This is a genomic window from Butyricimonas hominis, from assembly GCF_014287455.1.
Classification (GTDB): domain Bacteria; phylum Bacteroidota; class Bacteroidia; order Bacteroidales; family Marinifilaceae; genus Butyricimonas; species Butyricimonas muris.
Genome location: NZ_JACOOH010000008.1, coordinates 249223 through 263808 on the forward strand (window position 1 = coordinate 249223; position 14586 = coordinate 263808).

9 protein-coding genes are annotated in these 14586 nt (G+C 43.1%); 1 reads left to right on the plus strand and 8 read right to left on the minus strand.

Translation table 11 applies throughout. The annotated features are described in order from the left end of the window. The first annotated feature begins 129 nt into the window (after positions 1-129). Positions 130-624, plus strand: coding sequence for a DUF4890 domain-containing protein (locus H8S64_RS17785; protein ID WP_186977858.1), 495 nt, complete (start codon positions 130-132; stop codon positions 622-624). Positions 625-702: 78 nt separating this feature from the next. Here the strand turns inward: H8S64_RS17785 and H8S64_RS17790 are convergent, their stop codons facing one another. From H8S64_RS17790 to H8S64_RS17825, 8 genes are all read right to left on the minus strand, one after another. After that, positions 703-1887 carry a TlpA disulfide reductase family protein gene (locus H8S64_RS17790; RefSeq protein ID WP_186977860.1) on the minus strand — a complete coding sequence of 395 codons (1185 nt, stop codon included), beginning with the start codon at positions 1885-1887 and terminating at the stop codon, positions 703-705. Then, positions 1884-3905, minus strand: a complete 2022-nt coding sequence (locus tag H8S64_RS17795; RefSeq protein ID WP_186977862.1) for a TlpA family protein disulfide reductase — start codon at positions 3903-3905, stop codon at positions 1884-1886. The genes H8S64_RS17790 and H8S64_RS17795 overlap by 4 nt, the downstream gene beginning before the upstream one ends. Positions 3906-3967: 62 nt before the next feature. Next, the gene (locus H8S64_RS17800) at positions 3968-4885 is read right to left on the minus strand and encodes a hypothetical protein (RefSeq protein WP_186977864.1); all 918 of its coding nucleotides are present in this window, start codon (positions 4883-4885) and stop codon (positions 3968-3970) included. Positions 4886-4904: 19 nt separating this feature from the next. Beyond that, the gene (locus tag H8S64_RS17805; RefSeq protein ID WP_186977866.1) at positions 4905-6356 is read right to left on the minus strand and encodes a RagB/SusD family nutrient uptake outer membrane protein; all 1452 of its coding nucleotides are present in this window, start codon (positions 6354-6356) and stop codon (positions 4905-4907) included. A gap of 21 nt (positions 6357-6377) precedes the next feature. Next, positions 6378-9866, minus strand: a complete 3489-nt coding sequence (locus H8S64_RS17810) for a SusC/RagA family TonB-linked outer membrane protein (protein ID WP_186977868.1) — start codon at positions 9864-9866, stop codon at positions 6378-6380. A gap of 249 nt (positions 9867-10115) precedes the next feature. Continuing rightward, positions 10116-11246, minus strand: a complete 1131-nt coding sequence (locus H8S64_RS17815) for a FecR family protein (RefSeq protein ID WP_186977870.1) — start codon at positions 11244-11246, stop codon at positions 10116-10118. Between the two features lie 42 nt (positions 11247-11288). Then, a complete protein-coding gene (locus H8S64_RS17820; protein WP_186977872.1) occupies positions 11289-11876 on the minus strand; it encodes a sigma-70 family RNA polymerase sigma factor in 588 nt (195 codons plus the stop codon). A 145-nt stretch (positions 11877-12021) separates the two neighbouring features. Continuing rightward, positions 12022-14586 (minus strand): zinc-dependent metalloprotease, encoded by a 2565-nt coding sequence (locus tag H8S64_RS17825; RefSeq protein ID WP_186977874.1) that lies wholly within the window; start codon positions 14584-14586, stop codon positions 12022-12024.

Here is a 14586-nt window from a genome sequence, read left to right on the forward strand (position 1 = left end):
TTCAAACAAGGGATGGAAACAATAAACCTTTCTCTTCGTTTTTTGTCTTAGAATCAGATAGATTAAAAGAACGAGCATGGAATTATATATATGGATTCCACGCGATTATAAACAATTAAAGAATAAAACATGAAAACTTTAACCCTAATCATTTCGTCATTATTCCTTTTAATGACAGTAAGTTTGAACGCACAAGAACGAGGTCCACAACATCGAGGTCCGAGAGGTCACATGAACCCCGAAGAAATGGTCAAAAAAATGGTAGAGCAAATGAAAACCGAGCTGAAACTCGACGAGAAACAAGAAAAACAAGTGAAGGAATTGTTCACGGAAAACTTCAAGAAAAGAAGCGAACTCATGAAGAAATACCAAGGACAACGTGATTCCGTGATGTTCTACAACAAGAAAATGGAAGACCAACAAAATTTATCCTTAAAGAAAATATTGACGGAAGAGCAATATAAAATTTACCAAACCAACTTGGAAAAGAGAAAACAAGAAATGGAAAAACGCCGCAAAGAAGGCATGAATCACCGCGGACAACGGGGCGGACAAGATAACCCGGCTGTGAACGGAAAGAAGCATGACTGCAAAGGATGCGGCGGTTGCGGAGAGAATAATTGAGCCTACCTTAAGAATATAAAACAGGAGGGAGTTTAAAATGACTTTTAACTTCCTCCTGTTTAACTGAAAAGCACTAACTTACTTACGATTAAAGTATTCCTCTACGGCTTCGACCAATTTCGGGCCGTGCGGATTGCGGGCAATAATCTTCCCGGAACCATCTATCAGCAGCGTGAACGGTATGGCTTGAACCCCGTAATCATTACGGGAAGCGCTTTCCCAACCTTTCAACTCGGAAATTTGAATTCCTATCGGTTTATGTTTTTCAAGAGAACTTTGCCATTTTTCCCGTTCTTTGTCAAGCGAGATACCGATGATTACCAAGCCTTTTTTCCCGTATTTTTCATGCAATTCTTTCAACAAAGGCATTTCTTGAATACAGGGCACGCACCACGAACCCCAAAAATCCAACAACACGAGTCCTCCTTTTTTCACTTGTTCCGACAAACGGACTTCTTTCCCCTCGATAGTTCGCGCGACAATCTCACGGAAAGGCCTCCCCACTTCCGTTGCTTTTTGCGAACTAGAAAAATAATTCTGCTTTTCCTGACGTGTCCTTATGAACGTTTCGTACTGTTCCCGAAGTTCCGGATTGATTGTCGGGTAGATTCTCTCGACAAATGCATCACTATAAATATCTTTCGAGCAACAAGTGAAGAAAAAATAGTCACCCGTGCTTGTTCCGGCATACTCGCTGATAAATTCCTCGGCAGCAGGTACCATGATTTCTCTAAAGATAATTCGACTTTGCTCGTTGTAGTAATTATTTATCTCGTTACTGACATTTCCCGCTAATTGCTGCACGCTATCCCGCTCGCGGAATAATATTTGGCTTCTGCGTTGAATTTCCTGTTTTCCTTTCCCGATTGTCGCCATGTAACGGTCATTAGCAGGGGTTCCGGACAAGGTTATCCCTGTCGTGTCATAAAGAACTTTAATATTGCCACGCTCGATAATCACCGGTACGGAAGACATTCCCGGAATCCTGTTGTCACGAACGTCCTCTATGGTCAATACAAACACCGCAGGTTCCTGTACCGTTCCCCGGAACCGGAACTCTCCGTTTTTGATTATACCGCTATCTACCGGAGTGGATTTATCCGGCGAGAAATAATATGTCGCGGGGGATAACAATACCCGACATCCGTCGTAACGTGTCGGCAGACTACCAGTAAGCGTGTAATTATTCCCGTCCCCGCAGGAGCAAAAGAGTCCCGCTACCGCAAGCAGCAGGACTATAAAACTATTTTTGAATACCATCATTTTTCCTCTTTTAGCATTTCAACCACGTAAGAAATTTCATCCATCAAACCGCTGGGGCTTCCACCGTATCCCTCTGCCAGATAACGGATACGACCGTTTTTAAGGATGGCTTTCTGGGGAATGCCCGAAGTCCCGGGGAACATGGATTTATATACCATATCACGAGATTTCTTTCCCTCTCGATTTGCATCGTAAAGCACCTCCATGTCGTGGAAATTATTCTTTTTCCACAGGGCATCTATTTTTTCTTTATTGGGTTCGTCCTGCGTAATGATGAAATAGAATTTCACGCTTGAATCACCGGCATAAAGGTCTACAGCCATTTGCATCCCGTCTAACGCCGCGATACACGGGGCGCACCACAATGCCCAAAAATCGAGAATCACGATATCATTCTTTTTGAAACTTGCAGATTTTACCTTACCGCCGAGATGCGATTCCAAAGCAAACGGCTCAAAAGGTATGTCTATCATCTTTGCCCGAAGTTTATTCTTTATTTTTTCCACTTCACTTTGGGGCTTCAATGATGATACCCAAGCTTCAAAAGTCGCCGGTTTCTTTTTTAAGCCATTGTAGTACTCTCTCAATTTGTCATAAATAACCGGAGTCATCTGTCCTGCACCTGCTGCCCCTTTCATCGCCTCGAAAGCCTCAGCCTGACGTCCTAATTTCTCCAAACTTGCCACATACGCCTCGTTCCCTGCCGGATAAAAGAGATATCGTTGCTCTTCTTCTATCGCATTCATCGTGTTGACGGCTTCCTCGTAACGCCCACTTTTCTCTGCCACCTGCGCATGAACACTAATATAATAATACAACCACTGACGAGCTAATTCTTCCGCTTGCCGAGGTGAATATTGCAATCCTTGCATATAAGAACCGTCATTCACTTTCCGTATCATCTCGTCAATAAATCTCTTGGATATGTCGACAAAAGTTTCTGCCGGGATGGGAGTTTTCCGAATCGCGTATTCCACGGTTTTCTTGTAAACAGCATTAAGCATAACCATATCCATTTCCGGCAATATTTCCTCCAATTTCTTGTAGTCGCTTTCCTTATAATATTTTACAGCCAGTTCCCGGTAAAAATTAGAGTACACGAACCCTTTCGAATCGGGATTCTTTCGCCACTCCGCTATCGGGAAATCTTTCCTGAATTGCTCGGCAACGACAAAATATTCATCGGGAGGAACGGTGTTTAATGTAAAAGAACGGTTAAACCGGGCTAAACCGCCACGGGGAAACATTTCGAGAATAACCCGATCTACACTATCCGCTTTTTCTTTATTCTTTAAATCATAACAATAGGTATGGCTTATTTCCATGTATTCATTCTCTGTCAAATCAGCTTGGCTCTCCATTGTTTTAAGCAAATGTGCTATTCCCCGACTGGCATTTTCCCCGTACATCTTTCTCAAAACGGACTTCATTATACCGAAAAAATGACGTCCGTACTGGGGATAATGTTTCGTTTCCTGATCTACCCAAAACATCAAGGCTTCATCGGTAATTTCCTTGTAGTTCCCCGAAAAATAATTTCCAGCACCTTCACCAAATGAAGGTATACGGAACATTCCCCAAGCAAGATACCTTCCCGGCAGGTAATCCCCGACAACGTCTTTCGGGATAAACATATATCCTTTATCTTCATTATTGTCCGTCGTATCCGGTTGTAAAGTAAACGTGGATTGAAATTTAAAGGCAATGAAAGCACAATTATCCGGTACATCGAATGTACCTTTCCACAATTCTCCGTCTTGTTTCAACAGCACGTCGCTGATCTCCCAACGATAGAAATTATACATATACACTATCCCGACCAAGTCTGTCTTCCCCTCTAGCGGACCGCCTGCCGGGTCATAAACCAATTCTAAAGGCTGACCGGTAATCGGAACCTCCGGATTTAATGTTAATCGAGAGTTCTCTCGCGGGTCTTGAGCGACGTTTTCCTCTTGCCCGAATACTCTGCCAGCAAGGCTACATAACAGCATTACAATAATTACGAACTTACTTTTCATAGTGATTATCTATATTTTATCTATTCCGTGATTGATTAATCGATAATCAATCACAGAATTATTTAATTAGCTTGATTTCCTATCGCGTGAAGATCAATATTAAACTGAGTTTTAAAATATTCCAGCACAATCTCGTACTTGTTCTTAATCGCATAAGTACGCTTGTACGTGCCGGACGCCTGATCCCAATCTTTGCTCGAGTCTACCTCATCCGATAACGCCCATGCCTTAAAAGCCTCCTCGCTCATCGTGGTCAAGTATTTCACGTAAAGTCCGAAGTCATAGGCGGCATCCATATCCTTGTAGTATTCAAGGAAACCACAACCGTACTCACCTCCATCCCAAACATTGTTTCTGTATTTATCGTACCATTCTACAAACTCTGCCGGTATTTCAATTTTATTCCGGGAAGCAGCATAACCGATCAAAGACTTGTTCAACTCTCCCACCGTGTTCAATTGTTCCTCCGGAGTCAATTCATCCAATTGCTCGCTCGTGTAACCAAACGCGATATGATTCAGACCGTAAGCGGAAGCATGATTAGTCGTATCATTATAGCTTTTATACTCCCACTGTTGCGTTCCTTCATCCCAAACAGAACCATATTTTTGCTCCACGCTATAAATCCGCGATGCCAATAATATTCGCATCGGTAAAATATTTTTGTAAAAATTCTCACCCCACGGGTTCAGGCACCGATCTTTGATAAAACGGTAAGCTTTCTCCACGTATGCCTCATCCGCGGGAACTGAATAAAAAGGAATGTAACTCGTCACGTTCCAACGGAAGTCACTTTCCTTGTATTTATACAGGAACTGGGTGTTGTATTTCTCGTAGAAAGCCACAAATTCCCTATCATAATCGGAATCTCCTTGTGGAAACTCGTAAAACTCCTGAGGAGCGGACGGAGTCAGCTTATCCTCATCGCAAGCCACAATAACGCCCGCCATCAACAATAACAGAAACAATATATTTTTCATCTCTTTTATGTTTTATCAATTAATAACCTTGTCTATCCGGAGCCAATTCATTCTGAACCAAATTCTTGTTCCTATCCAACACGGCTTGAGGTATAGGCACCGTGTAACTCGGATCTTTCTCGCTCAACGTGTACGTGGTCGTTTTCCCCTCGTCGGCAATCCATTTGTGCTGAATCTGCGGCATCCCGTAACGACGTAAATCAAACCAACGGTGTCCCTCGAATATCAATTCCCGACGACGTTCCAATTTGCAAAGTTTCTCCAAATCCTCTGCCGTACTCAATTGATAATCCGAGTAATTCGTAATCCGATTACTCCGCAATTCATTCAAATCGTCCACAGCCAACTGTCCCGCGGACGATTCTCCTGCCTTGTATTTCTGCATATACGCTTCTGCCCGGTTCAAGTACAACTCGGCTGTACGCCATACATAACCCCGCTCCGCAATTCCGTGTTTCAACTCCATGTAAGGATAAATAAGATAACTTTCCGTTTTCTTGAAATATTTTCCATTCCGGCTATCTCCATTATCCGTGTAACTATTGACAACATCATCCGACAGACAAACGGGAGTTCCGGCAAACCTCATACTTCCGGGCATAGCCCCGTAAACGAATATCGTTTCCGGGAAATCGGATGAAACGACCGGATTCTTTGAATTTTCCGGACGGGCAGGAACATTATACACGTAATCCGGTAAATACACCAATTTCGGTGCTCCCGCCATAGCCTTCGTGGCATGGTCAATCACTTGATCCCATTCTTCCATGTAAAGATAAATCCGAGAAGCAATCAAGTGAGCTGCCACATAGTTCACCCGGAAACGTCCGTTATTCACTTTGTCTTTTTCCAACAAAACAATCGCCCGCTCGATATCTCCCGTGATCTGTTTGTACACTTCCGCCACCGTGTTACGGGCGTAGCCTTCATCCAATATCTCGGATTTTATAACCAACGGAACTCCTAATCTCCGGTCGGGGGTTGAGCGTGCATCATTGTACGGGGTAGCGAAAATATTTACCAGATGGAAATAATAATACGCCCGCAAGGTCAAAGCTTCACCCAAAACATTCGCAATTTCGGATTCTGTCCCTAAAGAGTTTTCTACATTATCAATCACCACGTTGCAAGCCATAATTTTGGCATAAAAATTTTCATACGTACTTTGATCTTGAGAAAGTGCCTCTTTTAAAGACTGGTCCATATCATATTGCCACGTGAAAACATCTTTATAGGCCATCTGTTCCTTAGTCGGAGTATAAGATGTACACCCGTCTACATCGTCATCCATATACCAAGTCAAGGCATCCAACGTGCTAAAACAATACCCTTCCCCGTTTAACAACTCCGTGTAAGCAGTTGTTGTCGAGGGTTCAAACTCATCCTGCGAAACTTCTTTCAAAAAATCACCGCAAGATACACTCGCTAAAACGAGCACGGTCAATAAGATTATATTCAATTTAGAAATCATAGTTACACTCGTTTTGAAAGATTAAAAACTGATGTTTAAAGAAAACGTGTAGGTCTTGATTATCGGCAAAGCCGTGCCTCCCGTTCCTTCCTGTTCCGGATCCTGCCCACGGAATTTGCTACTGCAAATCGTCAACGGGTTTGTCACGTTAAACGTGCAGGACGCCGTGGATAATCCCAAGTTCTGTACAAATTTCGATGGCACCACGTAAGATACCGACAAATTACGGCATCTCAGGAAATCTCCTTTTACCACCCGAATATCCGAGTAATTGTACATATCATAAGAGTTCAACGTCACGGTTGACGGGATAGGTACATACAAATTATACTCGCTCGTTCCGTCAAGCACGAATCCCGGGATATTGGTCTTTGCCTCGTCACCCGGTTTCTTCCAGCGCTTCAACAAATCGGAATGCAAATTATCTTGCGGTGACGGCATCATAAACTTACCCTCGTACAAGAAGTTCAAACGCTTCACGTTCCCGAAACTATAGGCGAAATTAGCATTCAAGGTCAAATTCTTGTAACGCAAGCTGGTGGTGAAACCTCCACTGATTTTCGGGTCTTTCTGACCGGAATAAACCAAGTATTGTTTCGGGTCATCCATTTTTTCCACGTCACCTTGTACTCGTGAAGTATGCGCGAAGGTCGCGTAACCGTATTGCGGGTCCAATCCCGTGAATTTCCATGAATAAATAGCGTTCACCGGTTTACCGCTCTCGAAAGCGTTTCCTACCAAGTAATCCGTGTACGTGTACTCGCTCTTTCCGGTATTCTCCACGTTGTTGCTATTCTTCGAATAAATCGGAGATATCGTCCACGTGAAATCCTTTGTCCGCACGGGCACGAAGGTCAAAGCCAACTCGAAACCGGTATTCTTTATGTCCGCCCCGTTTTTGTAAGTTTTGGCAACACCGAACTCGGCAGGTACATCCAGACTAAAGATAATATCGTTTCCTTTCTTGTAGTAGTAATCCATCGTACCGCTAATACGTCCTTTCAAGAATGAAAAATCCAACCCGAGATTAATCGTGGTCGTCTTTTCCCAACGCAAATTCGGGTAAGGCAAACGACTAATATTCAACACGTACTCTCCCGACCAGCGATTAATTACCGTTTGCGGGTATTTCACCACCAAGTTCGGTCCCACGGATGTAGGAACGTTTCCCTGCCGACCGTAAGAAGCACGCAAATTCAATTCAGCCTGTTCACCCAAACGGCGGAACCAAGGTTCCTCCGACACACTCCAACGTCCTGCCACACTCCACACGGGCAGAGCCTTGTTGTTCGTGTATTGCCCGAAACGATTGGAAGCATCCATACGAATATTGGCATTCAACACGTAACGGTTTTTAAAAGCATATACCAAGGTAGCGTATCCCGAAACCGTGTTGGATATCGTATTGGTTAGTTTCGCGGTATGTTTATCCAACGAGGAATTACCATTCAGGGATGTGCTTCCGGAAGTTCCCGTGTCGTACTCGTAGCTGATACCCAGTCCCCTATCCGGGAAATACCCCCATTCCGTCGTGTTGAAACCATCGTACTTGATGGAACGAATCTCGTACCCCAGCATGGCATTCACCACGTGATTCTCTGCAAATACCTTATTATAATTCATGGACGCACGAGCCGTGAATGTCGTGTTATTTTTATTCTCGTAAATCAAAATTCCCCCTTTAGGCAAACGGGAAGCTTTCTCCTCCGCGCTATTCGGTGCCACACTCCCGTAATCATATCCCCGGATTTCGGCAATATAAAATGAACGCTCGCCCGCCCACTTCTGGTTCAACGTGTTGGCATAAGTCACCCCGAAAAGCGTATTCAGTGTCAACTCGGGTAAAATCTTGGCATTAACACCCACGCTGGCGTTTGTCTGGCGAACCTTTGCCTCATTGCCAGTATGCTTGAGCTCGTTCAAGATATTATATGTCAACGGATAATTAGATGATAAACCCGCAACCGTCGTCAACCGAGTCGTGTAAAATTCATCCTTCCCGATAGCCCGTGACGCTTTCAACGCGTAATCCAAAGGATTTACCATGTAGAAACCGTCGGATTTCCGGTCTGAAAAACTTAATTTACCCTCGACATCCACGAAACGACCGATTTTCGTGTTCACGTTCATGTTCACGTTATACCGCCGTAAATTATCGCCCTTGGTACTTCCCTTGCTGTCATTAAATCCCACGGAAAGATAATAGCGGGTGTTTTCCGTTCCGCCGGATACGCTCAAAGCGTAGTCCTGATTGAAAGCGTTCCGGAACAGGATTTTAAACCAATCCGTGTTCATCGTTTCCAAAGAGGCCACACGTGCATCAAATTCATTTTTATTTATCTTTCCGTCATAGTAATCAAACAAAGCTCCCTCGTAACCGGTAGAAAATGGCATTATCGAATACAGATAACCGCTCTCTGCCACCTCTCTCGACACCCCAACACGTTCTTTTGAATTCATCAAATGATAATCCTCGTATCTCGGACGAGCCGTGAACCCGAAAGAAGAAGAAAAATTGACAGAAGGTTTACCGACTTGCCCTTTCTTCGTCGTAACCACTATCACACCATTAGCCGCACGGGTTCCATAGATTGCCGTGGCTGACGCATCTTTCAGAAAGGTAATGGTTTCAATATCACTCGGATTTAACCCGGAAATAGCGTTACCCAACAAACTGAAACTGGCGTTATCATTCAATTGTCCCCGCAACGTGGCATCCGTACCGGCAATCACGTTATTAATCTCGTCATTTGATAAGTCCACCGGGTCCTCCTGAATTATCCCGTCCACTACCCATACCGGAGCCGCGTTACCATGAATCGTGGAAGAACCGCGGATTCTCATTCGAGGGGTTGCGTTCGGGCTACCGGAACTTGTCATCACCATCAATCCCGGTACCCGTCCCTGCAACATGGCATCCACCGAAGCCACGTTCGGGATGCGGATATCATCCATCTTTATCGACGTGGTCGCACTGGCGGACAATCGCTTATCTACTTTCCCGTAACCCGTGATCACTACTTCCGCAATCTCGGTCACATCAAGTTTTAATTGAATATCCAATTCCTTATTGTTTTTTCCCACATAAACTGTTTCCGTCTGATACCCGATAAATGATACCAGCAAAACAACCGAATCTCTTTGTGGCATATGCAGGGTAAACTTTCCGTTCACGTCTGTCGCTACACCCAGCGTCGTACCTTTAACCAAAATAGTAACCCCCGGCAGAACCTCCCCTTTTTCATCTTTCACTATACCTTTTACCGATAAAATAGAATCTTGTGCCACTTTCGGGGAAGTTTGATGAACAATAAAAATGACATCATTTTCAAAATACCATTTCAAATCACTTTTTGCAAATACATTATCCAAAACTTCTTTTACCGTTTTATTTTTTACAACTACATCAAAACGGTCCACTTTCATAATATGTTCCTCGTTAAACACGAATCGCAAACCCGTTTGTTTACGAATTTCCTTCAACAATGTACCTACATCACATTGATGCATATTCAATGTTACAATTTGTTGTTGAGAAAAACTGCTAGCAGCTGTCCCAAAGACAAATACAAACATAAAAACCGAAAATAATTTCATAATTCTGAACATTCTTGTTTTTTTTCGCCTCAATAAGGCAAAAATCAATTTACATTTCATAGATTTGTAATTAATAATTAAACGATTGAACAAGGACGCTTCCCAATGTGCTTGTTCATGATTTTAGTCAGATGATGGAGATGGTTGCACATCTTCATCATTTTATTTATAACTTACTGTTACAGTCCTATTTTTAATTAAAAATTTAACATCCGATATTTTCTCAAAAAAATACAATAGTTCTTGGATATCTTTATATCGCATCATATCACCTGTCAATTTCACATTTTTGACTTCTTCATTCGCGTAAAAAACATCGACATCATACCACGAGGATAATTTATTCATAATACGCTCTAACGATTCATTATCGAAAACAAAATTACCATCTTTCCACGCTACATAAGGAGAAACATCCACCTCTTCAACAACCCACTCATCACCACCATGGTATTCAGCTTTTTGATTAGGTACCATTAAAACTTCTCCCCTTGGGGATTTTAGTTTAACACTTCCTTCAACCAACACGGTTTGCACGACGCCTGCCTCTCGATTATTCACATTGAATTTAGTCCCCAATACATTGACCGACATCTGATCTATTTTCACGACAAAAGGTTTACCCTCCATTTTCGCCACCTCAAAATAAGCCTCTCCTTTTAAATAGACTACCCTGTTTTGAGCATCAAAATTAGTCGGGTAGCGCAACTCGGTTTCCGCATCCAACCAAACTTTCGTTCCATCTTCCAGCGTAATCATAAATTCCCCTCCCCTAGGCACAACCAAACGATTGAACAAAGAACGAGCCGCCCCGTCTTTCTCTTCAACATTATAGTGCACTTTCCCCTCAGCGCTCACCGAAATGGAAACCCCGTTATCTTCACGTAATTCTCGATTTTCCCGAGAAAGTAAAACACTTTTCCCGTTGGAAAGATAAAGGTACGCTTGATTTTTTCCCGGAGTTATCTGATGCTCTTGAGCAAATTCTTCAACCCTAGAATCGGATGGCATCCAAAGAATACCCACACCTAATAGCAATACAAAGACAGCAGCCACACGCATACCCACCTTTATCAATCGCCGACGTTTAATCAACCGTTTCACTCGATGAACGTCGCCTTTCACTAATTCCCCCCGGGCACCCCATCGCATATCCAAATGTTTTGAACGAACTTGAATAAATATTTTCCGAAATTCCTCATCAATTTCTACTTGATGCAAAATTTCTTTCTCTTCTTCTTTATCAAGTTCGCCAAGAAAAAAATCCATTAACCTTGATTCTATATCTTCCATATTATAGTCATCTTACTTTTCTAACTATAATACAGAAAGAATTTAAAAACGGTTGAATCTTATCACTGATTTTTTCAAGAAAAAGTGTAAAAGAATAGAATCTACTCCCGTCGAATTCGCCCTCAGTTTCTTCAATGCATTCACTAATAAAGTTTTAACCGTGGCGACAGAAATATTAAATTTATCCGCTACCTCCTTGTATCGCAACCCTTCCATATAAATCGCTTTCACGATATCTCTACTCCGAGGAGGCAATTTCTCGATCTCACTCTCCACCCGACATAACAATTCCTCGGTCAAATCATCGTATTCAATCTGGGGAGTATCAATCAAATTTACATCATATGCTTTTTTTAAAGGATCCACTTTCTCGAGTGCATTCAAAGCTAAATTTTTTACAGAAGTAAAAAGATAATATTTTAAAGTATCCGGACGCAAATCAGCTATCAAATGCCTTTCCCATAATTTGACAAAAAATTCCTGCACGATATCTTCCGACTTCACGATATCATTCAAAAAGGTATCAGCCCAAAGCACTAAGCTTTTGTAATATTTCACAAAAAGCAAGTCGATCCCTTCTTCCTTACCGTTTTGCAATAGTAAACATATCTTGTCATCACTCCCTTGCATCTGTAAAACTCTTTATTATAACCCATTTGTAAAACAAAAATAAGCATTATCCGTTGAATTTACAAATAGGATATATGACAAAGTCGAATCCGATACTTTTAAAGCAGGATTCGACTTTGTTCTGTTTTACACAAACATTTAACAACTATTTCTTCTTCTCCAAAGACTGTTTAATTTTAAACAAGAGATATTCGTAATGTTGTCTTGTGTCACCGGTGCTGGAAGGTAATGCCTCCCGCAACATATCCCGGGTTCTCAACAACAAATCGTAATAACGTGCAGAAGTGGAGTAACTGGAAACACGTATGGGCTGCACCGGGGCAAAGAAGCTCACCTGAGCCTCGTCAGAAGATTTCCCAATTTGGATAGCCGGCGTTCTCCAGTAAGACTTATTTCTAAATCTGATAGCATTAGAAGCATCGAATTTAGCGGCAGGCGCAGTCACAGTAGAGGTTGTGATGATACTTCCCAAAAATACTAGCTGTAACTCCCTTTCGGTTTTTGACAAGGAACGCTTTTTCAAAGTTCCTTCCCATACAACACGGTACAGATCGTTCACGTAATCCTCCGGGGAATAGTTCCCGCCTTTCTCCGCGCTCAATTCCACCACGGGAATCCGTTCCAATAATGTCCCCAGAATTCTCATTTGTACTTTCTCTGCCTGCAAGTCCTTGATCTCGAACTCTTGCTGGCGTTTCACATCGTCAACCCACGCGACATCTTTTGCCAATGCCAATAAATAATTCATAGCCTCTTTCTGCTTGCTCTTGGGAATAAACTCGTAACTGGGTACAGCATCACCGGCATACACCTCGTTCACTTGTATTCCCCCTATATAAGAAGCGACATTATCTACCCCACGCGTGAACAAATCCACTAACTCCTCACGCACACGCCTCCTGTAATCCAATGTTTTATCCCGCTCGGTAAACCAATCGAAATAATTCGCCATCCCTATTTTTATATTCTTAAGCGTGTATTCCAACGCTTTAATATGGTCGTTTCCCAAAGTTTTCATTTTCGCTGTCGGGTCACCACCTAAATTAGGTTGCTGATAAGCAAAACGATAAGCCGGATTTCCTTGTTTCTCGCGAATCCATCCGTCCAACACCTCTTTTTCTGACTCCGGGGTCTTTGCTTCCGGTATCGGTTTATAGAGCCAGTGGATAGCATACATGTCATATTCGCCCAATCCGGCAGGAGTCAAACGAGCCCCTTTTTCCACGTCCTCGGGTTGCGCAATATAATTACAATACACGTCATTCAAGACAGAGGCAGCCAATCCATACTTCCGCGTAAATGATGCCGAACGCAACGAATCCACCGGATAAGCATACGCCCCGGCAGGATTGAGCGACAATCCCAAACATCTTCCGGTCAATTGCATCATCTCCACCCGAATCATTTCTCCCATCACATCCTCCGGCAACTCGTAAGCCCGCACCCGGGGATCGGTGGCCATCGTTTGCACGGCACGCGTGAAATACAATCTCGAAATAAAGTTATTGAAAATATACATGGATGAATTCAATATCTCGCCCGTCCGGCTATCAATATGCATAGACATGTCGGGAGTACTCATCCACGAGGGAGCGTAACGAATCGTGGAATACTTGATATTATTGGCATCGAACCGCGGGTCATCTTTGGGAAATTCCATCACCCGTATCACGTTTTTCAAGCCAATTTTCTCAAACGCCGTGTTCCACTCCTCGACTCCTGCCTTGATATAAGGTTTCCATTCTTGAGGGAAAATCGTATCCATGTAAAAAACTATCGGCTTCTTCACATCGACCAATTCCCCGGCGGCATACTTTTTCTCGTCCACCGGTTCCAATCTCCACCGACGGGTATAATTGAGGCGTTTCAATTTTCCTTTCCCGTTCCACACGGATTGGTTCACGGGGCGTACCCCGATACGGGCATCGGCAATCCGGGGATGCATCGTTTCTTCCGGCAGCAACATCAAAAATTTATCTACAGACATCGTCACCGGTATTCCCTGATACATCAACATGCCCATACCATAGTGATTCACGGAATACGAATAATTTCCCTTCACCACGATATTATCATCGTAAGCAGCGATACCAGTGAAGCAAGATTTATCCTTCTCCAATTCCGCTCTACGGTCTATCATTCCGAAGAAAGAATTTGCGGCATAAGCAGCAAACGGATTGGTATAAAAAGAGTGCTCCATGAAAATAGGAGTCATATCGACAACTACCGCCGTGCTATCCGGGGTATAAGCTTTAATCTTGAAAGTTTTGAATATTCCCCCGATATTAGCTTGGTCCAAGGCTTTGGACAACCCCTCTTCCCGACCGTCATACAACATCTTTTTCGTGAAAATCACTCGCATTTGCAAAGTGGAATCCCCTTTCGAGAATCGCACGGGAAGTACCCTCCCGGCAAACTGACCGACAATCCCCTCCCCGTTATCACTGGTTTCCGTGATAGATGAAGCCAACGCCATATCTTTACCGAGCAAATTCAACGGGAACTCTACCCATGTTTTCCCATCCACCAGATGAATTTTCATTAACCCATCGGCGGAAATCATTTTTTTCCCGTCAAATAATTTCTGATACGGAGTCTTTTGTTCCTTTTTCTCTTTCTCCTCTCCCTTTTTCTTACGCTTGGCAGACACGGGTTCACAAACACCAGCAAAGAGCAAAAGAACAACTAAAGAATATAATATTTTTTTCAT

What these genes read in the sequence shown, in the direction of transcription:
- H8S64_RS17795 (WP_186977862.1), bottom strand. Translation starts at nt 3,905, where the DNA reads ATGAAAAGTAAGTTCGTAATTATTGTAATGCTGTTATGTAGCCTTGCT.
- H8S64_RS17805 (WP_186977866.1), bottom strand. Translation starts at nt 6,356, where the DNA reads ATGATTTCTAAATTGAATATAATCTTATTGACCGTGCTCGTTTTAGCG.
- H8S64_RS17815 (WP_186977870.1), bottom strand. Translation starts at nt 11,246, where the DNA reads ATGGAAGATATAGAATCAAGGTTAATGGATTTTTTTCTTGGCGAACTT.
- H8S64_RS17785 (WP_186977858.1), top strand. Translation starts at nt 130, where the DNA reads ATGAAAACTTTAACCCTAATCATTTCGTCATTATTCCTTTTAATGACA.
- H8S64_RS17825 (WP_186977874.1), bottom strand. Translation starts at nt 14,586, where the DNA reads ATGAAAAAAATATTATATTCTTTAGTTGTTCTTTTGCTCTTTGCTGGT.
- H8S64_RS17790 (WP_186977860.1), bottom strand. Translation starts at nt 1,887, where the DNA reads ATGATGGTATTCAAAAATAGTTTTATAGTCCTGCTGCTTGCGGTAGCG.
- H8S64_RS17820 (WP_186977872.1), bottom strand. Translation starts at nt 11,876, where the DNA reads ATGCAAGGGAGTGATGACAAGATATGTTTACTATTGCAAAACGGTAAG.
- H8S64_RS17800 (WP_186977864.1), bottom strand. Translation starts at nt 4,885, where the DNA reads ATGAAAAATATATTGTTTCTGTTATTGTTGATGGCGGGCGTTATTGTG.
- H8S64_RS17810 (WP_186977868.1), bottom strand. Translation starts at nt 9,866, where the DNA reads ATGCATCAATGTGATGTAGGTACATTGTTGAAGGAAATTCGTAAACAA.